Annotated in this window: 5 protein-coding genes (1 of these 5 cut by a window edge); 2 read left to right on the plus strand and 3 right to left on the minus strand. The window is 63.2% G+C overall.

Annotation, left to right across the window (positions count from 1 at the left end; genetic code table 11):
• The 3 genes from H8F23_RS01265 to H8F23_RS01275 form a co-directional block, all read right to left on the minus strand.
• On the minus strand, positions 1-2,131 hold the beginning of the coding sequence (locus H8F23_RS01265; RefSeq protein ID WP_194933131.1) for a non-ribosomal peptide synthase/polyketide synthase. It extends 15,713 nt beyond the left edge of the window; the window shows 2,131 of its 17,844 coding nt (coding positions 1-2,131); its start codon is at positions 2,129-2,131; the stop codon falls past the left edge of the window.
• Positions 2,128-15,144, minus strand: coding sequence for a non-ribosomal peptide synthetase (locus H8F23_RS01270; protein WP_194933132.1), 13,017 nt, complete (start codon positions 15,142-15,144; stop codon positions 2,128-2,130). Before H8F23_RS01270 ends, H8F23_RS01265 begins: the two co-directional genes overlap by 4 nt.
• Positions 15,145-15,403: 259 nt before the next feature.
• Positions 15,404-21,814: a non-ribosomal peptide synthetase gene (locus H8F23_RS01275; RefSeq protein ID WP_194933133.1), complete on the minus strand. Its 6,411-nt coding sequence runs from the start codon at positions 21,812-21,814 to the stop codon at positions 15,404-15,406.
• A 486-nt stretch (positions 21,815-22,300) separates the two neighbouring features.
• Here H8F23_RS01275 and H8F23_RS01280 point away from each other — a divergent pair, with 486 nt between their 5' ends.
• Complete coding sequence (locus tag H8F23_RS01280; RefSeq protein ID WP_194933134.1) at positions 22,301-23,095, plus strand: helix-turn-helix transcriptional regulator; 795 nt, start codon at positions 22,301-22,303, stop codon at positions 23,093-23,095.
• 33 nt (positions 23,096-23,128) lie between these two features.
• Positions 23,129-24,523: an efflux transporter outer membrane subunit gene (locus H8F23_RS01285; protein WP_194933135.1), complete on the plus strand. Its 1,395-nt coding sequence runs from the start codon at positions 23,129-23,131 to the stop codon at positions 24,521-24,523.
• The last annotated feature ends 77 nt before the right edge of the window (positions 24,524-24,600 follow it).

Genomic DNA, 24,600 nt, shown 5'->3' on the forward strand with positions numbered 1-24,600 from the left:
CGTAGGCCAGATGCGCGGCGGTCAGGCCCGGCACCTGCGGATCAAGGGTTTCGCTCAGCGGCCAGGTGCGCGGGTCAAGATCGATCACCGGCACCGCCAGCGCCGGCAAGCGTTCCCGCAGATTATTTTGGGTCAGCACTGCAACGGGGCCGCTGTCGCTGAGCAAGTAGTGCAGACGCTCGGCCGGGTGCGCCGGGTCGACCGGCACATAACCGGCACCGGCCTTGAGAATCGCCACTAGCCCGACCAGCGTATCGAGGCCACGGCGGGCGACGATGGCGACGCGATCATCGGGTTTCACACCCAGTGCGATCAGATGATAAGCCAAGGCGTTGGCATGCCGGTTGAGTTCGGCGTAACTCGTTTGCTCACCGAGGTATTGCGCGGCCACGGCTTCGGGCCGCTGCGCCACTTGCGCCTCGAAACGCTGGGCAATGGTCAACGTCACGGGGAAATCGGCGTGACTGGCATTGAACGCCAACAGCACCTGCTCGCGTTCGGCCGTCGGCAGAATCGGCAACTGGTTGAGCGCGGTGTCCGGCGCCTGCTCCAGCGCCAGCACCAGACTCTCCAGGGCGCAGTGCAAGTAATCGCAGATGCGCTGTGGATCGACCTCGGTAGTGGCCAGCAACGTCAGGCTGAAGGCATCGCCGAAATCGTCGATGCTCAGGGTCAGCGGATAGTTGGTGCGTTCTTCGGAGCTGATCGTGCTGATGCCTTCCCACGCCGCCTGGGTCTCGGCACTCGCCGTCGCCGCCGTGTGGCTGTGGCGGTAATTGAGCAAGGCACTGAACAACGGTGTCGGTGCGACCACGCCGCTGCAACGCTGGGCGAGTGCCAGTGGCGCGTGCTCGTGGCGCATCAATGTGGTCAAGCGTTTGTGGGTCGCCTCCACCGCCGCACGCACGCCTTGTGCATCGACATCGACCCGCAGCGGCAAGGTGTTGATGAAAATTCCCAACGCCCGCTCGGTGGCTTCAGCGCCTTGCATACGCCCCATCAGCACCGTACCGAACACTACGTTTTGTTTGCCGGTGAGCACCGCCAGTACCTGCGCCCAGCCCAGGTGAAACAGGCTCGCGACACTCACCCCGAGTTGCCGCGCCTGTGCGCGCAAACGCTGGCCGAGCAATGGGTTGACCGGCAGGCTCAGCTCGGCGATACCGAGGCCGTCGCCCTGCACATCCTGCAAACCGTAGGGCAGGGTCGGCTCGGCTATGTCGCCGAGCATCTCGCGAAAAAAAACCTCGTGTTCGGCTTCGCTGATGCCCAGTCGCGCTTGCGCTACGTAATTGCGAAACGGCACTGGGCGCCCGAGCGATTGAGCCTGGCCAGTGAGGCAGGCGAGCAGTTCGTGACGCACCACGTCGAGCGCCGAGTGGTCCAGCGCCATGTGATGGAACAGCAACGTCGCGACCACGCGCTGACCGCCCTCGTCCCATGCGTAGGCCAGACGCATCATCGGCGCACACCGGACGTCCAGACGGAAATGCCGCGCATCGAAACGTTCGTGCAATTGCTGCAGCGCATCACTTGCGCCGTCTGCCAGCACGACCTCTTCCATCGGCAACTGCGCCTGACGCCAAACCACTTGCAGCGGCACGTCCAGCCCTTCCCAATGCACCGCCGTGCGCAAAATGTCGTGGCGATCGATGACCTTTTGCAAGGCTTGCGCGAAGTCCTGCAGACGCTCGCGGCTGCTGAACGCAAAGTACGACTGCATGACGTAGGGATCGCCCTGCTCGTTGCTCGCGTGGTGATAGAGGATGCCTTCCTGCAACGGTGCCAGTGGGTAGATGTCCTGCACATTGGCGGCGCCGCCCGGTACCTCGGCGAGCAAGCGGTCAAGGATCGCCTGATCGACGTCAGCCAGGGTCACCATCGCTGGCGTGATGCGCGTGGTGCCGGGGAGAATGCCGTTGGCCGGAACGTCGATCTGGCCGACGCGGCTGGCCGAGTACTGGCCGGCCTTGATCAGTTCGATCAGCGCCGGTTTGTGCTCGCGCAGCGCGGCCAGCAGCGCCGGATCGCTCAATGCCTGTTTGTTGCCGTTGACGCGCAATTGCTCATCGGTCACCGCCAACTGAATGTCCTTTGTCTTCAGGGTTGCCAACAGTTCGAGCACATTCACAGGACGATCTCCATTCTTTCCGTAATTGCGGCGTAGCCGGCCAGGGTCGGTTGTTCGAACAACGCCCTGACATCGGCTTCCATGCCTTCCTGACGTAACCGGCCGATCAGACTGACCGCCAGTAATGAGTGACCACCCAGTTCAAAGAAATGGTCGTGACGCCCTACCCGTTCGACGTTGAGCAGTTCCGCCCAGAGCCGTGCCAGGGTGATTTCGACGTCGCCGACCGGGGCTTCGTATTCGCGGGTTTTCAGTGATTGCTGATCCGGCGCCGGCAGCGCCTTGCGGTCGAGCTTGCCGTTGGGACTCAGCGGCAAACGATCGAGATGCACAAACACCGTAGGCACCATGTAATCCGGCAAATGCTCGAGCAGTTGACTGCGCAGCAGGTCGATTTCCAGGCGTTCGCCGGTGTAATACGCGACCAGACGTTTGTCGCCGGGCACGTCTTCGCGGGCCACCACCACGGCTTCCTGCACACCTTTGATCTGGGCCAGGCGCGCCTGGATTTCGCCCAGCTCAATACGCAGACCGCGGATCTTCACCTGATCATCGTTACGCCCCAGGTACTCGATGTTGCCGTCCGGCCGATACCGTACAACGTCGCCGGTGCGGTACATGCGCCCATGCGGATGAAACGGATCTTCGAGGAAGCGTTCGGCCGTCAGTTGCGGCCGATTGAGATAACCACGCGCCACCTGCACGCCAGCGATGTACAGCTCGCCGATCACGCCTTGCGGCACGGGCTGCTGTTGCGCATCGAGGATGTACATACGGGTGTTGGCGATCGGCTTGCCGATTGGTGTGTTGTCCGGGGTTTGCTCGATCGTTCCCGCGCAGTCCCACGCGGTGACATCGACGGCGGCTTCGGTCGGGCCGTACAGGTTATGCAACGCGCTGCCCGGCAATTGCAGTTTGAAACGCCGCACCACACTGCCCGGCAACGCCTCACCGCTGCACATTACCTGCCGCACGCTGTCGCAGCGTGTGGTGTCGCTGTTGGCGAGGAACACATCGAGCATCGACGGCACAAAGTGCAGCGTGGTGATGTGTTCGCGCTCGATCACTTCGCTCAGGTACTGCGGATCCTTGTGCCCGCCGGGCTGCGCCATGACCAGGCGCGCGCCGGTCATCAGCGGCCAGAAGAACTCCCACACCGAGACGTCGAAACTGAACGGGGTTTTCTGCAACACCGAGTCGGCAGCGGTCAGGCGATAGGCGTCCTGCATCCACAGCAAGCGGTTGACCACACCGGCATGCTCGTTGACCACGCCTTTGGGTTGGCCGGTCGAGCCGGAGGTGTAGATCACGTAGGCGCTGTGCTGTGGTGTCAACGTCGTGATTTGCGGATTGCCGGCGGACAAGGATTGCCAGCTGTTCTGGTCAAGATCGACCACTGCCGCCGTGATATCTCCCAGCAACTCGCTGGTAGCCCCGTGCACCAGCACCACGGCCGGCGCGCTGTCCTCGAGCATGTAGGCCAGGCGCTCCGGCGGATAGGCCGGATCGAGCGGCACATAACCAGCGCCGGCCTTGTTGATTGCCAGCAGACCGATGACCATTTCCAGGCTGCGCTCGACGCAGATCGCCACCTGTGAATCCACTTGCACGCCAAGGCTGATCAAGTGCCGGGCCAAGCGATTGGCGCGCTCGTTCAACTGCGTGTAGCTCAATGCCTGTTCGCCGGCAACGACGGCCACAGCCTGCGGCGTACGCTGCACCTGCGCTTCGAACAAGCCGTGCAGCGTCTGCTGCAAATCGTAATCGACGCCGGTGGCATTGAGGCCGAACAACAATGCCTGCCGCTCCTCGTCCGGCAACACCGTCAGGCGATTCAACGCTTGCTGGGGTGTGTGCTCCAAGGCTTCAATCAGCGCAGTCAGCGCGTTCTCCATGTACTGGCCGAGGCGTGCCGCACCGATGCGCGAAGGGGTCATAACCGTCAGTTCAAAACCGCTGCCCAGATCGTCGACGTTGAGGGTCAACGGGTAGTTGGTGCGTTCCTCGCCAGCAAGGGATTCGATGCCCTGCCAGGCCTCACGCTTGGTATTTTGCTGAGCTTCGCTGTCGCTATGGCGGTAATTGAGCATCGCGCTGAACAGTGGTGACGGCGCCGCGACACCGCTGCAACGCTGGGCCAATGCCAGCGACGCATGTTCGTGAGCCAACAGCGCACTGAGCCGCGCATGCGTTGCCTTGACCCCGGCGCGCACATCGGTTTCGTCGACATCCACGCGCAATGGCAAGGTGTTGATGAACATGCCCAGCCCGCGATCTGCGCCCGCGCCGCCCTGCATGCGGCCCAGCAGCACCGTGCCGAAGACAACGCGCTCCTGAGCCGACGTTGCCGCCAGCACCTGCGCCCAGGCGAGATGAAACAGACTGGCGACGCTGACGCCGAGCAAGCGCGCCTGACTGCGCAAACGCTGCGCCACCGCGGCAGGCAGTGGCTGGCAGACTTCCTCGATGTCATTCCCGTCGCCATGCACATCCTGCAAACCGAACGGCAGTGTCGGCTCGTCGATGTCGCCGAGCATCTCGCGGAAGAACGCTTCGTGCTCTTGTTCGCTGACGCCGAGGCGGGTCTGCGCGACATAATTGCGGTATGGCACGGCGGACACAGGCAGTCGCTCATCGCCCTGCAAAATCGCCTGCATTTCTGCGCTGACCACCGCCAGCGCGGTGTGGTCCATGGCGATGTGATGGAACAACAGCATGGCGACGACACGTTGATTGTCCGGATCGAGGGCATACACCAGACGCAGCAACGGTGCCTGATCAAGTTCCAGACGACAGTGCCGCGCATCGAAGCGTGCACGTAGTTGATCAATGGCTTCGCCCTGCGCGGGCTCAAGCGCCACCGCTTGCACCGGCAACTCCGCACGGCGCCAGACCACTTGCACCGGCGCCGCCAAGCCTTGCCAGACAATCGATGTGCGCAGGATATCGTGGCGCGTCATGACCTGACGCAACGCCGCCGCGAACCCTTGAAACCGTTCAATACTGTCGAACGCCAGACACGATTGCAGCAGGTACGGATCACCCTGAGCCGCACTGAGGTGGTGATACAGAATCCCTTCCTGCAACGGTGCCAGCGGATAAATGTCCTGCACGTTGGCCGCGCCGCCCGGCACCGTGGCGACGATGCGCTCGATACTGACCTGATCCAGTTGCACCAGCGTCAGCATGTCCGCAGTGATGTGCGTGCAATCGGCAGGAATCAGATTGTCCGGCACGGCGACCTTGCGGCCACTGCCCACCGCCGCCGCCAGCGCAGCCAGGGTCGGTTGGCTGAACAGCACGCGCACGTCGGTGCTCAGATCGACCTGACGCATGCGCTCGATCAGCGTCACCGCCAGCAACGAATGCCCGCCCAGTTCGAAGAAGTTGTCGTGACGGCCGACCTGTTCAACGTTCAAGACGTCCGACCAGATCTGCGCCAAGGCAATTTCCACCGAACCTTGTGGCGCGGCATATTCGCGGCTCAGCCACGCCGTTTGATCCGGTTCTGGCAACGCCTTGCGGTCGAGTTTGCCGTTGGCGGTCAGCGGCAGTGCTTGCAGGCGCACGTAAGCGGCAGGCACCAGGGCTTGCGGCAACTGCGCTTGCAAATGACTGCGCAAATCCTCGATCTCGACGTTCAGGCGTTCGGTAAACCACGCCAGCAACTGGCCGTCGCGCACCAACACCACGCAATCCTGCACAGCCTCGTGAGCGCTCAACGCCGCTTCGATTTCGCCCAATTCGATGCGCACGCCGCGCAGTTTGACCTGATCATCGTTGCGCCCCAGGTATTCGACGTTGCCGTCAGCCAGCCAGCGTGCGAGGTCGCCAGTGCGGTACATGCGCGCCTGCGGTTCATCGCTGAACGGATCGTCGAGGAAGCGTTCGGCAGTCAGCTCGGGGCGATGCAGATAACCGCGCGCCACGCCGGCACCGCCGACATACAACTCGCCAGCAACGCCAACCGGTACGGGGCGCTGCTGGTCATCGAGCAGGTAAATCTTCGCGTTGGCCATCGGCCGGCCGATGTGCAGCACTTGTCCGGCCTCGACCGCGCCGCAGGTGGCAACCACCGTGGCTTCGGTCGGGCCGTAGTTGTTGATCACCGCGAACGTCTGCTGACGCGGAAACTGGCGCAATTTGTCGCCACCGATCAGCAACGTGCGCAAGGTCGGGTGACCGAGGTCCCGACTGAAGGCGTATTCGGCGACAGGCGTGGGCAGGAAACTCACCTGCAACGGCTGCCCGCGCCACCACGCCAGCAACTCGTCGAGGTGCTCGTTGCTCACCGATTGCGGTGGCAGATGCACGGTCGCGCCGATGCACAGCGCTGGCCAGACCTCCCACGCCATGGCATCGAAACCAAACCCGGCGACACTCGACGTGTGACTGCCCGCGTGCAGGTCAAAGGCGCCGTTGTGCCAGTGCACGAGGTTTTCCAGCGTCGCGTGTTCGACCATCACGCCTTTCGGCTGGCCGGTGGAGCCCGAGGTGTAGATCACGTAGGCCAGATGCGCCGGGGTCAGCGTCGGCACCTGCGGATTGCGGTCCGGCAGATGCGCCCAGTCACTGCCATCGAGATCGATCACAGACGCAGCACCGAGCAAATCACGCGTCGAAGCCTCGGCCAGAACCGCCAACGGCGCGCTGTCCTCAAGCAAGTAGGCAATGCGTTCCGCCGGGTAGGCCGGGTCGACCGGCACATAACCGGCGCCGGACTTGAGGATCGCCAGCAGCGCCACCAGCATCTGCGGGCTGCGCCGCACGCACACGGCGATGCGGTCGTCAGGCTGCACGCCAAGGCTGAGCAGATGGTGAGCCAGGCGGTTGGCCTGTTGATTGAGCTGGCCATAGGTCAACGCTTGCCCGCCCTGCACCACCGCCAGCGCATCCGCCCGTTGTGCCGCCTGAGCCTCGACCAGCGCATGAAGGGTTGCGCCACGGCGAAACGCGACGGCACTCCGATTGAAATCGACCAGCAGTCGCGTCTGCTCCGGCAGCGACAGAATCGGTAGCTGATCGAGTGGCGTCTGGGGCTGCTGCTCCAGCGCTTGCACCAGTTGTTCCAGTGCGGTGTGCATGTAACTGCAGATCCGCTGCGCACCGATCTCGGTGAGCGCCAGCACGTCCAAGGCAAAACCGTCGCCCAGATCATCCACCGACAGGGTCAGCGGATAGTTGCTGCGCTCCTCGCCACCGAGCATGCGCACGCCTTGCCAGATCCCCTGGCCGTCGCGCGGCTGTTGTGCGGCGGCGCTGTGCCGGTAATTGAGCAAGGCGCTGAACAGCGGCGCAGAACCCGGCATGCCGCTGCAACGTTGAGCCAGCGCCAGTGACGCGTGTTCATGAGCGAGCAGCGCCGTCAGCCGCGCGTGGGTGGTTTTCACCCCGGCGCGCACGCTTTCAGCGAGACCCACCCGCAGCGGCAGAGTGTTGATGAACACTCCCAGCGTGCGGTCGGCGCCCTCACCGCCCTGCATACGCCCCATCAACACCGTGCCGAAGACCACGTCGCGACGGCCGGAAACGACGCCCAACACTTGCGCCCAGGCCATGTGCATCAGGCTCGCCGGGCTGACGCCCAACTGCCGGGCCTGTTCGCGCAGACGCCGATTGAGCGCGGCATCGACCGCTTGCAGCGCTTCTTCGATACCACGCCCGTCGCCCTGAACATCCTGCAGACCGAAGGGCAAAGTCGGCTCGTCGATGTCGCCGAGCATCTCGCGGAAGAACGCCTCATGTTCCTGCTCATCGGCGCCCAAGCGTGCCTGCGCGACGTAATTGCGGTACGGCATCGGCGGCGTCAGCGTGTCGAGCTGATCGAACATCAACGCGTGCATTTCCCGGCCGATCACGTCCATGGCGGTGTGGTCGAGAATCGAGTGATGGAACAGCACGATGGCGACCACTTGCTGTTGCGCCGGATCCTCGGCGTAGACCATGCGGATCAGCGGCGCAACGCTCAGGTCGAGGCGGAAATGCCGGGCATCGAAACGCGCGTGCAGCTGTTCGAGCATGTCACCGTCCTGCGCTGCCAGCGGCACCTGTTGCACAACCATCTGCGCCGCGCGCCAGACCACCTGATGCGGGCTCGGCAAGCCTTCCCAGACCACGCTGGTGCGCAAGATGTCGTGACGGGCGATGACCTGCTGCAAGTGCTCGGCGAAGCTGTGCAAACGTTCAAGACTGTCGAAGGCCAGACGCGATTGCAGCAGGTACGGATCGCCCTGTTCGGCACTGAGGTGGTGATAAAGAATGCCTTCCTGCAACGGTGCCAGCGGATAGATATCCTGCACATTCGCGGCGCCGCCCGGCACCGTGGCAACGATACGATCGATACTGGTTTGATCCAGCGTGGTCAGGGTCAGCATGTCCGGGGTGATATGCGTGCAATCGGCCGCAATCAGATTGGCCGGCACTGCGATTTCCCGGCCACTGCCCAAGGCTCGCGCCAGTGCGGCCAGACTCGGCTGGTTGAACAGCACGCGCACATCGGCGCTCAGACCGGCCTGACGCATGCGTTCGATCAGGCTCACCGCCAACAGCGAATGGCCACCGAGTTCGAAGAAATTGTCGTGGCGGCCGATCTGTTCGATGTTGAGCACGTCGGCCCAGATCTGCGCCAACGCGATCTCGACCGGGCCTTGTGGCGCTTCATATTCACGGCAGAGCCACGCGTCCTGATCCGGTTCGGGCAAGGCTTTGCGGTCGAGTTTGCCGTGGGCGGTCAGCGGCAGGTTGTCCAGACGCACGTACGCCGCCGGCACCAACGTGTCCGGCAAGAGTGCTTGCAGATGCTGGTGCAAATCGCCGATCTCGACAGATTCGATTGCGGTAAACCAGGCGACCAGACGCCCGTCGCGCACCAGCACCACGCATTCGCGCACCGCGTCGTGAGCGCTCAGCGCCGCCTCGATTTCACCCAGCTCAATCCGTACACCACGCAGTTTGACTTGATCATCGTTACGCCCCAGGTATTCGATATTGCCGTCCGCCAGCCAGCGCGCCAGGTCGCCGGTGCGGTACATCCGCGCATGCGGTTCTTCGCTGAACGGGTCGTCGAGGAACTGCGCAGCGCTCAGTTCCGGACGATTCAGATAACCGCGCGCAACCCCGGCGCCACCGACATACAACTCACCCTGCACACCGGTCGGCACTGGTTGTTGCTGACGGTCGAGCAGATAGATTCGGGCATTGGCGATCGGCCGGCCGATGTGCAGAACACACCCGGGTTCGACGCGTCCGGACGTCGCCACCACCGTGGCTTCGGTCGGGCCATAGTTATTGATCACGGCAAATGTCTGATCACGCGGGAACTGGCGCAACTTGTCACCACCGATCAGCAACGTGCGCAGGGTCGGATGGCCCAGCCCGCGACTGAAGGCGTATTCGGCCACCGGAGTCGGTAGAAAACTCACCTGCAACGGCTGCGCGCGCCACCACTCGAGCAGTTCATCGAGGTGTTCATTGCCGATCGCGGGCGGAGGCAGATGCACGGTCGCACCGACGCACAGCGCCGGCCAGACTTCCCAGGCCATGGCATCGAAACCGCAACCGGCGACGCTGGCAGTGTGGCTGCCGGCATGCAGATCGAAGGCTTCGGCGTGCCAGTGCACGAGGTTTTCCAGGGTGCGGTGCTCGACCATCACGCCTTTCGGCTGCCCGGTGGAACCGGACGTGTAGATCACGTAGGCGAGATTCGCCGGGGTCAGCCTCGACAGCGCTGGGTTGGTATCAGGCAAGTGCTGCCAGTCGCCGGCATCCAGATCGATGACGGGAACAACGCCAAGCTGCTCGCGCGTCGACGCCTGCGCGAGCACCGCGATCGGGTCGCTGTCCTGCAACAGGTAGGCGATGCGCTCTGCCGGGTAATCCGGATCGATCGGCACGTAACCGGCGCCGGCCTTGAGAATCGCCAGCAGCGCGACGAGCAAGTCCGGCCCGCGACGCAGGCACAGCGCAACACGGTCATCGACTTGCACGCCGAGACCAAGCAAGTGATGGGCGAGACGATTGGCGCGCTGATTCAGTTCGCGGTAGCTGAGCTGTTGCTCGCCCTGCACCACCGCCAGCGCCTCGGGGTGCGCCGTTACTTGCGCTTCGAACAGGCGCGGCACGGTCTGCGCGGGCGGGTATTCACGACCGCTGATGTTGAAGCCGACCAGCACCCGTTGCCGTTCGCTTGGCGACACGATCGACAGCTGCTGCAACGGCGCCTGCGGCGTGTACTCCAGCGCCGTCACCAGGCTGTGCAACGCGGTTTGCAAGAAATCGCAGACCCGCGCACCGTCCACCTGCGGCACGGCTTGCACGTTCAGGCGGAACCCCTCGCCGAGGTCGTCGACACTGACCACCAGCGGATAATTGCTGCGCTCGCGCGAGCTGAGAATCTGCACGCCATCCCACGCTACGGCGGCCGACTCGGGCGCACTGTGGCGGTAGTTGAGCAAAGTGCTGAACAGCGTCTGCGCACCGCCGACACCGCTGCAACGCTGGGCCAGCGCCAATGACGCCTGCTCATGGCCGAGCAACTGCGCCAGACGCGCATGCGTGGCACGCACGCCGTGTTCTACCGCATCAGCACCGACGCTGACGCGTAACGGCAAGGTGTTGATAAACATGCCCAGCGCCCGATCTGCACCTTCTCCGCCCTGCATGCGCCCCAGTAATACAGTGCCGAACACCACGTCTTGCTGGCCGGAAACCTGCGCCAACACCTGAGCCCAGGCCTGATGCACCAGGCTGGCCACACTGACACCGAGCCGCCGCGCCTGCTCACGCAGACGTTTACCGAGGTCGGCATCGAGTTCGGAATGACTGTCGAGAATGTCGCTACCGTCGCCGTGCACGTCCTGCAGACCGAAGGCCACGGTCGGCTCGTCGATATCGCCAAGCATCTCGCGGAAGAACGCCTCATGGGTCTGATCATCAACGCCGAGCCGCGCCTGGGCGACAAAATGGCGGTATTGCACCGGCGGCGGCAGATCCTCGCTGCGGCCAAGCATGACGTCATTCATTTCCGCGACCAGCACGTCCAGTGCGGTGTGGTCGAGGACGATATGGTGCATCAGGAGAATGCCGATCCAGCGCTTGTGCGGCTGATCTTCGGTGTAGACAAAACGCATCAGCGGCGCGCGATTGAGGTCCAGACGATAGTGGCGTGGATCGAAACGCGCCTGCATCTGCTCGAGCACGTCGCCGTCGAGTTCGTCGGCATCGACGCGTTCCAGCGCCAGCGGCGCCTCGCGCCAGACCACTTGTACCGCCTCTTCAAGCCCCTCCCAGAAGATGCCAGTGCGCAGAATGTCGTGGCGTTGGATGACGCCGTTCAAGGCGCGAACGAAGGTTTTGATCTGCGCCAGACCGTCGAAGGCAAATTGCGCCTGCAACACATACGGATCACCGGCACTGGTCGCCAGATGGTGATAGAGAATCCCCGCCTGCAACGGCGCCAACCCATAGATGTCCTGCACATTGGCGATGCCGCCCGGCACAGTTGCAACGACACGATCGATTGCGGTTTGATCGAGATTGGCCAGCGGCAGCATCGCCGGAGTAATGCGCGTGCAACCCGGTTCGATCTGGTTGTCGGGAACGACGACGACGCGTTCGCTGCTCAGAGTCGCCGCCAGCGCTGCCACGCTAGGCTGACCGAACAGCACGCGAACGTCACAGTGAAGATCCTGTTGGCGCATGCGTTCGATCAGCTTCACCGCCAGTAACGAATGACCACCGAGTTCGAAGAAATTGTCATGGCGGCCGACCTGCTCGACACCGAGCAATGTCTGCCAGAGCCCGGCGATCAGGTTTTCCACGGCGCCGACTGGCGCTTCAAAACCACGACGGGCGAAGGCTTCGCTGTCCGGCGCAGGCAGGGCTTTGCGGTCGAGCTTTCCGTTGGCGGTCAGCGGCAAAGCGTCGAGACGCACGAAGGCGCTCGGCACCATGTACTCAGCCAGCGAAGCCAGCAGTTGATCGCGCAATTGCGCCACATCCGGCGCCGCACCTTCATCGGCCAGCCAGTACGCGACCAGCCGCTGATCGCCGGGGCTGTCCTCACGAGCGATCACCACGGCTTCGCGCACGCCTTCGCAAGTAGACAGCCGCGCCTCGATCTCGCCCAACTCAATGCGGAAGCCGCGAATTTTTACTTGATCGTCATTGCGGCCGAGGTATTCGAGGCTGCCATCCGCCGCCCAACGCGCGAGGTCGCCGGTTTTGTACAGCCGCGCATCGACATTTTCAGTGAACGGATCATTGATAAAACGCTCGGCCGTCAGCGCTTCACGATTCAGATAACCGCGCGCCACCCCGGCCCCGCCGACGTACAACTCGCCAATCACGCCGACCGGAACCGGTTCGCGCTGGGCATCGAGGACATACAGTTGCAGGTCGGGAATCCGCACGCCTATCGGGCTGACGCCAAGCAATTGCGCGTCGGCAGCTTGCAGCGGCCGATAGGTCACGTGCACCGTGGTTTCGGTGATGCCGTACATGTTGACCAGTCGTGTGCCGGCATTGCCGACCCGCGCATACCACGGTTTGAGCAGACCCGGCTCCAGCGCTTCGCCGCCGAAAATCACTTCCCGCAACGAGTGCTGCAACATGCTGCGGCCCTGCGCGGCGATCAGTTGGCGGAAGGCGCTCGGCGTCTGGTTGAGTACGGTCACGCCGGTCTGGCAGAGCAATGCATAGCAGTCGTCCGGCGAACGGCTGACGGCTTGCGGGATCAGCAGCAGTTGCCCGCCGAACGCCAGCGCGGCCCAGATTTCCCAGACCGAGAAGTCGAACGCGAAGGAATGGAACAACACCCCGATGTCTTGCGGGTTGAACTGGAACCCATCGTGGGTGGCGGAAAACAGCCGCGCGACGTTGCGGTGCTCGACCATCACGCCTTTGGGTAAACCGGTGGAACCGGAGGTGTAGATCACGTACGCCAGATGCGCCGGGGTCAGCTCAGGGATCTGCGGATTGCTGTCGAGCTCAGCCTTGAGGTGAGCGCTGTCGAGGTCGATCTGCGGCACATCCAGATCGGCCACGCGCCCGCGCGTCGCCGCCTGCATCAGCACCGCTGCCGGGGCGCTGTCCTGCAAGGTGAAGCTGATTCTGTCGAGCGGATAGGCCGGATCGATCGGCACGTAACCGGCGCCGGCCTTGAGTACGCCGAGCAGACCGATGATCATTGGCGCGCCACGTTCGACGCAGATTGCCACGCGGTCGTCGGGACGTATGTTCAGGGCCAGCAGATGATGTGCAACCTGGTTGGCACGGCGGTTGAGTTCGCCGTAACTGAGGGTTTGTCCGTCGAATATCAGCGCCGTGGCCTCAGGCTGGGCCTGGGCATGGGTTTCGAATTGCTGGTGAATCAACAGGGTTTCCGGGAACTGCGCCAGCGGCGAATTGACGCCGTACAGCAAGTGTTGGCGTTCGCTGGCCGGGAGGATGCGCAGCGTTTGCAGCGCCACATCGGCGCTGGTTTGCAAGGCTGCGAGCAGACTCTCCAGCGCCGTGTTCAGGTACGCGGCCATGCGCTCGGCCCCCAGCGCTGCATCCGCCAGCGCGGTGATGCGCAAATCGGCGCCGAGGTCATCGATGTTGATGGTCAGCGGATAGTTGGTGCGCTCGCGGGCACCCAACACCTGCACACCGGGGGCAATGTCGATCACCTCCGCCACTTCCTCAACGCTGCTGTGTCGGTAGTTGAGAATCGCGCTGAACAGCGGCGTCGGCACCGCAACGGCGCTGCAACGTTGCGCCAGGGCTAGCGAAGCCTGCTCGTACGCCAGCAGCGCGGTCAGGCGCCGATGGGTCGCCAGCACGCCGGCGCGCACGCTTTGCTCGCCGACATCAACGCGCAGCGGCAAGGTGTTGATGAACATGCCCAACGCTTGCTCGCCGCCCTCGCCCGCGTCCATCCGCCCCAGCAGCACGGTGCCGAACACCACCGCTGTGCGCCCGGACAATTGCCCGAGCACCCGCGCCAGCGCCAGATGCGTCAGGCTCGCGACGCTGACGCCGAGCTGCCGCGCCTGCTCGCGCAACTGCCGGCTCAAGCGGCTGTCGAGCATCAGCGCGGCTTCCTCGATGGCGTGGCCATCGCCCTGCACATCCTGCAAACCACAGGGCAGTGTCGGCTCGTCGATATCCGCGAGCATGTCGCGGAAAAACGCTTCCTGTGCCTGCTCATTGCCGGCATTGCGTGCCCTGGCCAAGTGATCGCGATACGGCACAGCAGCAGGCACTTGCGCGGTCTGCCCGAGCAGACAGGCCTGAATTTCCCGGCGCAGCACATCCAGCGCCACGTGATCCATGATCATGTGATGAAACAGCAACAACGCCACCACGCGGCCCTGCGCGGGGTCCTGCGCATACACCAGACGCAGCAAAGGCGCTTGCTGCATATCGAGACGGAAGTGTTGCGGGTCGTGGCGTGCGAGCAGTTGCGTGAGCACGTCGGCGCCACTGTCGACGGGGATTTCCTCACACACCAGCGGCGCCTCGCGCCAGACCACTTGCAGCGCTTCGTCGAGGTATTCCCAGACGAACGAGGTGCGCAGGATGTCGTGACGGTTTACCACCCAGCGCAGCGCGTCGGCGAAAGCGTCCAGCCGTTCCTGACTGTCGAAGACGAAGCGCGCCTGCGAGATGTAAGGGTCACCGGCAACCGCCGAGAGATGGTGATAAAGCATGCCTTCCTGCAACGCGGACAACGGATAGATGTCCTGCACGTTGGCGGCGCCACCCGGCACCGTGGCGACGATGCGGTCGAGGGCATCCTGCTGCAGATCCACCAGCGGCAGCATGTCCGGGGTGATGCGAAAGGCCGGGCTCAGCCAGTCGCCGCCGTGTTGGGCGACCAGCTCCAGCAGTTGCGCCTTGTGCGCCGCGAGGCTGTCCCACAACGCGTCATCCAGCGCGTCCTCGCTGCCCAGAATGACCAGGTCTTCATCTTCCTGTTGAAGGCGGATCGCATGGGTGGAAATGGCAGCCATCAGTTCGCTGAAATGCATGAGGTAACCTGCTGTAAATACGAAAAAAAAGAGCGCGCAGCAGCGAGTCCATGCAGGCGGCGCGCAGCCTGGAAAAACTAAAACATCGGGGCGTGGGTGTCTGACATGGGAAGCGGGGACAAGCCATACCGGACAGGGGCCACACAACCTCCCCTGTAGGAGTGAGCCTGCTCGCGATGGCGTCAGGTCAGGCGATATGTTCGTGACTGACCCACCGCAATCGCGAGCAGGCTCACCCCTACAGGGATTGTGGTCGCCGTCAGAGCCGGCGTTTGCGGTTGAGGCTCGGGATAGTGGTCTGGGCGATTTCGACTTGCTTGGCCTGCCGCGAGGTCTGTGCCGCCAGCGCGGCCAGCGTCGGCTGGCTGAACAGCGTGCGCGCGTCGACATGCAAGCCAGCCAGACGCATGCGCGCGACCAGACTGACCGCCAGCAACGAATGCCCGCCCAGCTCGAAGAAGTTGTCGTGCCGGCCCACCTGCTCGACCTTGAGCACCTGCGCCCAGATCTGCGCCAACGCGGTTTCCACATCGCCTGCGGGGGCCTCGTAAGGACGGCTGAGCAGCGCCTGCGCCCCCGGTTCCGGCAACGCCTTGCGGTCGATTTTGTCGTTCGGCGTCAAAGGCAACGCCGCCAGCCTCACGTAGGCGCCAGGCACCATGAACTCCGGCAACTGCGCCAACACATGCGCTCGCAATGCTTCCAGCGTCGGTGCAGCCAGTTCGGCGCGCAGGGTGTAATAAGCCACCAGCCGCTCATCGCGTACCAGCACCACCGCCTCGCGGATGGCCGGGTGTTCCAGCAGGCGCGCTTCAATCTCGCCCAGCTCAAGGCGCACTCCGCGCAGCTTGACCTGAAAGTCGTTGCGACCGAGGAATTCGAGGTTGCCATCGGCGCCGTAACGCACCAGATCACCGGTGCGATACAAGCGATCACCAGCCACAAACGGACTGTCGATAAAGCGTTCGGCCTGCAATGGCGGCAGTCCCAGATAGCCGCGCGCCACGCCCACTCCGCCAATGTGCAAATGCCCACTGACGCCAAACGGCACAGGCTGATCAAAGGCATCGAGGACGTACAGCCGCGTGTTGCTCAGGGCCTTGCCGATCGGCACCAGTGTCTGCGGCACCGGTTCGCCGGGTTGCAGCGTCCAGCCGCTGCTGTCGACCGTGGTTTCGGTCGGCCCGTAGACGTTGTGCAGGCGCACCCACGGCAGGCGCTCGCGCACTTGCCGGGCCAGGGCGACGGTCAACTCGCCGCCACCGTTGAGCACGTCGGTCAGGCTGGTGCACTGGCTGACATCGTCCTGTTCAATGAACTGCTGCAACAAGGCCGGCACGAACTTGACCACGGTGATGTTCTGCTCACGGATCACTTGCGTGACATACGCCGAATCGCGATTGCCATCGGCCCGCGCCAGCACCAGGCGCATGCCCGAGCACAGTGGCCAGAAGATCTCCCACACCGAACTGTCGAAACTGTACGGCGCCTTTTGCAGCAACGCCCCGTGTTCAGTCGGCGGCGACAACTGTGAACCCCAATGCACCATGTTGCAGGCGCTGCGGTGCTCGATCATCACGCCTTTCGGCGTGCCGGTGGAGCCGGAGGTGTAGATCATGTAGGCCAGATTCGTCGCGCCGAGGCCCGGCACCTGCGGGTTGTCGTGCGGCTGGTTCTGCCAGACGCCGAGGTCGAGATCGATCAGCGGCACGCCGGGTTCGCCAAGCAGATCGCGTGTCGCCGCATGCACCAGCAGCACAACCGGCGCGCTGTCCTGCAACATGTAGTTCAGCCGTTGCAGCGGATAATCGGGATCGAGCGGCACATAAGCACCGCCGGCCTTGAGAATGCCCAACAGACCGATCACCAGTTCAGGCCCGCGCTCGACGCAGATCGCGACCCGCGAATCCGGTTGCACGCCGAGCCCGCGCAGATGATGCGCCAGGCGGTTGGCCTGCTCGTTCAACTCGCGATAGCTCAGGCGTTGCTCGGCGAACTGCACGGCGATGGCATCCGGCTTGCGCTGCACCTGTTGTTCGAACAGTGCCTGAAGTGGCTGATCCAGCGGGCAGTCGACTGCCGTATCGTTGAACTCGATCAGCAGCCGTTGCAGTTCCTCCTGCGGTAACAACGGCAGGCTATTCAGCGACCGCTGCGGCGTGCTCTCCAGCGCTTCGACCAACACGCTCAGCGCTGACTGCACATAACCGCAAACCCGCTGCGCGCCGATGCTCGACAGGGTTCGGGTGGTCAAGCGCAAGCCTGTGCCGAGGTCATCGACACTCAGGGTAAACGGATAATTGGTCCGCTCCTGGTTAGCCAGGGTCTCGATGCCCTGCCAGGTTTGCCGGGAGGTTTCTTGCTCGACATCATCGCTGTGCCGATAGTTGAGCAAGGCGCTGAACAGCGGCGCCGGCGCAGCAACGCCGCTGCAACGCTGGGCCAGCGCCAACGAAGCGTGTTCATGGGCTAGCAACGCGCTCAGGCGCGCATGGGTGGACTTCAGCGCTGCGCGCGCGCCCTCGCCGACATCGACCCGCAGCGGCAAGGTGTTGATGAACACCCCCAACGCCCGGTCGGCACCCGCGCCGCCCTGCATGCGCCCCATCAACACCGTGCCAAATACGACACTTTGCTGCGCGGAAGTCGCCGCCAATACTTGCGCCCAGGCGAGGTGGATCAGGCTGGCGATGCTCACGCCCGCCAGGCGCGCCTGCTGCTGCAGGCGCTGATACAGATCGCTGGCCAGCGCCTGCTCGGCTTCTTCGATGTTGCTGCCGTCGCCCTGCACGTTCTGCAAAGCGAACGGCAAGGTCGGCTCGTCGATGTCGCCGAGCATCTGCCGGAAGAACGCTTCATGCTCCTGCTCGCTGACACCCAGGCGCGTCTGCGCCACATAGTTGCGGTACGGCACCGGTGCTGCCAGCAGTTCGCCGTGCCCGGACAGACTGGCGTGGATTTCTTCGCGCATCGCCTCCAGCGCAATGTGATCCATCGCCAGGTGATGGAACAACAAGATGCCGACCACCCGGTTGCGCGCGGGATCACGGGCATACATCAGGCGCAGCAGCGGCGCCTGACTGACATCGAGGCGATAACGCCGCGCGTCGAAACGCTCGTGCAATTGATCGATGATCGCGCCACGGGCAGGATCAAATTCGACCTCCTGCACCGGCAAAACCGCCTCGCGCCAAACGACCTGAACCGGCGACGTCAGCCCTTCCCACACCACCGCCGTACGCAGGATGTCGTGCCGCGCCATGACCTGACGCAGCGCAGCGGCAAAGGCCTCGACCCGCTCGAGGCTGTCGAACGCCAGCAGCGATTGCAGCAAATACGGATCGCCCTGCGCAGCGGTGATGTGGTGATAGAGAATGCCTTCCTGCAACGGGGCCAAGGGGTAGATGTCCTGCACATTGGCGGCACCGCCCGGCACTGTCGCGACGATACGCTCGATCATCGCCTGATCCAGTTGCACCAATGGCAACAGGTCCGGCGTGATGTACGTGCAATCGGGCGCAATGCGGTTAGCCGGCACCTCGACTTCGCGGCCGCTGCCCTCTGCCGCCGCTAACGCCGCCAGTGTCGGTTGGTTGAACAGCACGCGAACATCGCTGCTCATGCCAATCTGGCGCATGCGTTCGATCAGGCCAACGGCCAACAAGGAGTGGCCGCCCAGCTCAAAGAAATGGTCGTGACGCCCTACCCGGTCGACCTGCAGGACCTCGGCCCAGATCTGCGCCAAGGCGATTTCGACGTCACCTTGTGGCGCCTCGTATTGACGACGGATCAACGCGTCCGGCCCCGGCGCCGGCAAGGCCTGACGGTCGAGTTTGCCGTTGGCCGTCAGCGGCAAACTCGCCAATTGAATGTAGGCGGCCGGCAGCATGGCTGCTGGCAAACGCGATGTCAGGTGCGCATGCAGTTGCTGGATGTCCAGCGCTTCGCGCTCGGTGAACCATGCCAACAGTTGACCGTCGCGCACCAGCACCACGGCTTCCTGCACCGCATCATGGCTGGCGAGTGCGGCTTCGATTTCGCCCAGCTCGACACGCACCCCGCGAACTTTCACCTGGTCATCGTTGCGACCGATGTACTCAAGATTGCCGTCGGCGCGCCACCGCGCGAGGTCGCCGGTGCGGTACATGCGCGCATCAGGCTGCGCACTGAACGGGTCGTCGAGAAAGCGCTCAGCCGTCAGGTCCGGACGGTTCAGATAACCCCGGGCAACCCCGGCGCCGCCAACATACAGCTCGCCAATGATGCCGATCGGCACCGGACGCAGCTGATCATCGAGCAGATAAGCCGTGGCATTGCTCACGGGTTTGCCGATGTGCAACGCCTGCCCCGGGCTGATCAACCCCGAGGTGGCGACCACCGTGGCTTCGGTCGGGCCGTAGTTGTTGATCACCGCAAAACCCGGCGCACGGTTGAACTGGCGCAGACGATCACCGCCAATCAGCAAGGTGCGCAAGGTCGGATGATCGAGTTGCTGGCTGAAGGTGTATTCGGCAATCGGCGTCGGCAGAAAGCTGACGTCCAGCGGCTGTGCCTGCCACCAGGCGAGCAGCGCATCGATGTCTTCGCTGCCTTCGCTCGCGGGTGCAAAATGCAGCGTTGCCCCGGCACACAGCGCCGGCCACAGCTCCCACGCCATCGCGTCAAAACCGAAGCCGGCCAGGCTCGAGGTGTGCTGCCCGGGGCCAAGTCCAAACGCCGCGCAGTGCCAGTCGACCAGATTGCCCAGCGTGCGGTGCTCGACCATCACGCCTTTGGGCAACCCGGTGGAGCCGGAGGTGTAAATCACATAGGCGAGGTGGTGGGTGTTCAACCCCGTCACGTCGGGATCGGTCAAGTTGTCGAGCGGCCACTGGCGCCGATCCAGCTCGATCACCGGCAGCGTTGTGGCGGGCAGACGCTCACGCAGATCGCTTTGCGTCAGCAGCGCCACCGGCGCACTGTCGCTGAGCAAGTAACTCAGGCGCTCGGGCGGATGCGCCGGGTCAATCGGCACATAAGCAGCGCCAGCCTTGAGAACCGCCAGCAACCCGACCAGCGTTTCCAGACCGCGGCGGGCAACGATTGCCACACGATCGTCAGGGCACACGCCGAGGCCGATCAGATGATGGGCCAACGCATTGGCTTGCCGATTCAGCTCGGCATAACTCAGGGTTCGTCCCTGATACGTCGCGACCACAGCGTCTGGCTCTTCTGCCACTCGCGATTCGAAGCGCTGATGAATCAGTCGGCCTTGCGGATAACTGACCCGAGTGTCGTTCCACTCATTGAACAGGGCCAGTTCTGCCGGGCTATTGAGGTTGAAATCGGCGATCACCAGCGCCGGGCATTCCAGGCCTTGCTGCAGAATCAGCAGCAAACGCTCGGTCAACGCCGCGATCTCGTCAGCCGTGAAACAGGCCGGCGAGTACACCAGATGCAGCCAGGCTTTGTCGGTGTAACGGTTGCTGCGCAGGTGAATGGCCAGCGGAGTCGTCTCGTGCTGGTTGGAGACCTTTACCGAGTGTCCCGACGCCTCACCGTAACGGTAGTCATGGTCGTCCTGTTCGTAGGACAGCGACAGCTCGAACAGTTGCGTACGGTCTTCGCGCAACAGGCCCAGCGCGCGGTTCATCTCGCTCAGCGGGTAGCGTTGATGGCGGAAATCCTGCTTCAGGTCAGCGCCGATCGCCTTGATCAATTCAGCGAATGACAGCGCTCGACCGAAGCCCATGCGCATTGCACTGACCTGGGTGAACAAGCCCAAGGTGCTTTTGAAGCGGGCACCGGAGCGATTGAGTATCGGCAAACCGACCACCCACTCGTCACGTTGCGCGGTGCGACTGAAATACACGTGCAACGCCGCCAGCAATACATGAAAGGCCGAGCCACCGAATTGTCGCGCGCAGTCTTTCATGCGCTCGTGCAGCACGGCTGGAAAAGCCTCGACGTGGATGCGACTTGGCGCTGCTTCTACATCAAGGAATTCGCGATGACGGGGCGTCAACAAGGGCTCGGGCAAGCTGCGGTACTTGTCCAGCCAGTAACGTTGATCGCGCTCATAGCGAGGTGACTGATGGTAGCGCGCGTCATCTTCGATAAAGCCGACATAGGACGGTGCCGCCCTGCGCGGATGCTCGCCACGGCACAACGCGCTGTAGATCTCGCCCACCGACTTGAACAGCAGCGCGAAAGCCCAGCCATCAATGATCAAGTGATGGGCCTGGGCTGCCAGCCAGTGACGATGGCGATCGAGGCGAATCAGACTGAAGCGGAACAACGCTTGCCCGCTCAACACAAAGGCCTGCGCCATCTGCTCTTCGACCAACGATCGAGCCGCCGACTGGGGATCAGGATGCCCGCTGAAATCAAACAGCGGCATGGCCAGCGGCAGCGCCGGCGCAAACCCTTGCAACGGCAGCCCGTCGTGACCGACGTCCGCGAGCAGCACGATGCGCAAGGCATCATTCGCTTCCACCAGACACTCAAGCGCCGATTGCAGCAATGCCGGATCCAGCGGCCCGCTCAGCTCCACGTAACCGCCAATGTTGTACAGCGGCGAATCTCCACGGCTCAATTGGTCCAGCCAGATATCCCGTTGGGCGGCAGTCAGCGCAAATGTCTCGACAGGCACGGACAGATCGCCCGCCACGTTGGCAGAAGTAGGCTGCATAAGATCCTTCTCATGAAATTTTGCCGGTATTCAAGCATCGGCCCCGGCGCCGACATGACACCTGAAACCCGGACAACCACCAGGCTCGTACGCGCCTGTCTGACCTTGCGGGCGTGTTTACCGTAGGCACTGTCGAAAAGTTCGGAGAGGAAATACTGAAAAGCATGTAGGAAAAAAACCACATAGCAGCGCCGCCATTTACCCGAGCGCTGCCGATCAGAATTCCCCTTCGCCAGGTTTTCCGGGGCTTGAGCGTGACTGAACAGTCACTCTCGCCGTTACGCCGGCGTTTAGCAGCGTCAGAACCCCGGCGCCAATGTTCAGAAATAGTGGCACTTTGTGTCCCTGTTTTCCCCTACAGACGTAGGACAAATCCATAGGCTTAAATCCCGCTCCAGATCATGTTCAAGGAGAAATGACTGCGTGGGCGGCTTTTACAGAGACGGCAGACGATTCAGTGATGGCTCTGAACCAAGGATGAAGGATATGAATCTGACCGGCAGTATTCGCAATATGGAAAACCCACACTTCTACTGGCAACTGGGTGAGTTGATAGCAAGCACCGGCGATGATCACTTCGCCACGAACATGTTCCAGTTGGTCGACACCTTGGTGCCGGTCAACCGCGTGGATCTGAGTGAGTGGACGCTGGATGAACGTCAGGCCAGCGTGGTCGACATCAAGCCGTTGGGCAGCGCCGGTCTGACGCAGGCCTGTGCCCCGCCCGATCTGCTGGAGAGCCCCGACGATCATCCGCTGTTGCAGAAGATGATCGAGATGAACGACTCGCTGCTGATTCAACTGAAAGCCTCGCTACAGCCTCGCCATCCGCAACACAGTGCCCATCAATGCAATCTGGTTTCGCGTACGTCCAACCGCCGTTGCGTGATTTCGTTTTACCGACCGCATACCCAACGGGTGTTTTCCCTGCCGGAGCTGTCGTTTCTCAAGAGCCTGTCCGACACCCTGCTGCCGCTGATCGAACGTCACGCGCAGATCAGTCGGCAAATCCTCGCCCGGCAACCGCGCCAACCGTTGGCCGAGCTGGATCAGGCGCCGCTGGCGCAGGTGTTCGATGAGCGCCTGGCATTAAGCGACATCGCCCTGTCGGTGCGCGAGAAAGAAGTCTGCCTCGGCCTGTTGACCGGCGGCACCGTGCCGCAAATGGCGGAAAAGCTGCGAGTCAAAAACAGCTCGATCGAGACGTACCTGAAACGCGCCACCGCCAAACTCGGCGTCAGTGGCCGCCATGGCCTGGCGAAATGGATGGCCGGGGCCTGAGCACAAAGCTCTCTAAATGCATGAGGCAGTTCGATGTTGACGTTGCGACTTTCCCTGCTGTCCATCGCGGTGCTGATGGGCGGTTGTTCATTGATTCCCGAGTATCAGCGCCCCGCTTCCCCCACCGCCACGCAGTATCCGACAACAACGCAGCCCGCCACGAGCGCCGAGGACTGGCGCACGCTGTTCACGGATCCGGCGCTGCAACAACTGATCGAAAGCGCGCTGGTCAACAACCGCGACCTGCGCGTGGCGGCACTCAACGTCGAAGCCTTTCAGGCGCAATACCGCATTCAGCGCGCCGACCTGCTGCCGGCGGTGTCGGCCAATGCCAATGAATTACGCCAGCGCATGCCGCCGAGCGTGACCCAAGGCAAAGCGCTGATCAATTCGACGTACTCGGTCAACCTCGGCATCAGCGCTTATGAGCTGGATTTCTTCGGTCGCGTGCGCAGCCTCAGCGAGCAAGCGCTGCAAACCTGGCTTGCGACTGAAGAAGCGCGGCGCAGCGCACAGTTGAGTCTGGTGGCCAACGTCGCCAACGCCTATCTGACCTGGCGCGCCGATCAGGAGTTGCTGGAACTGACCCGCGACACCCTTGCTGCCGATGAACAGAGCCTGCACCTGACCACCCGCAACCGTGAGGCCGGCAAATCGTCAGCGCTGGAGCAGGCGCAAGCGAAGACCAGCGTCGACAGTTCCCGGGCCAATCTGGCGCGCTACCAGCGTCAGGTCGCCCAGGACTTGAACAGCCTGACCTTGCTGGTCGGCGCGCCGGTGCCGAATTCCCTGCCCGCGCGGCCACTGGCCAGCGAGCTGGTGCGGCAACTGCCCGCCGGCTTGCCCTCGGACCTGCTGCAACGGCGTCCGGACATCCTCCAGGCGGAGTACAAACTGAAAGCAGCCAACGCCAATATCGGCGCGGCACGGGCGGCGTTTTTCCCCAGTGTCAGCCTGACGGCGAATGCCGGGACGTCGAGCCGAGATCTGTCCGGGCTGTTCGGCGGTGGCTCTGGCGCCTGGACCTTTCAGCCGCAGATCAGCCTGCCGATTTTTAACGCCGGCAGCCTGCGCGCCAGCCTGGATTATTCGAAGCTACAGAAAGATGTGGCGGTGGCCGAATACGAAAAATCGATTCAAACCGCATTTCAGGAAGTCGCCGACGGCCTCGCTGCGCGCAGCACGTATCAGCAGCAATTGCAGGCGCAGCGCGATCTGGTCGCGGCCACACAGACTTACTACAACCTGGCGCAAAACCGTTATCAAAACGGCGTCGACAGCAGCCTGACGTTCCTTGATGCGCAGCGTTCGCTGTTCAGTTCGCAGCAAGGCCTGATCACCGATCGCCTTGCGCAACTGGTCGCCGAGGTCAATCTGTACACCGCGCTGGGCGGGGGCTGGAGCGCCGCTGAGTCACGCGCGCAGTAAGCCGCAGTCACTTTTTCTTACACCTTTTGTCGCGCGATCCTGCGCCGTGCGGCGATCCGTGGCCGGCCTCTGCCTGC

The organism is Pseudomonas neuropathica, from assembly GCF_015461835.1.
Taxonomy (GTDB): Bacteria; Pseudomonadota; Gammaproteobacteria; order Pseudomonadales; family Pseudomonadaceae; genus Aquipseudomonas; species Aquipseudomonas neuropathica.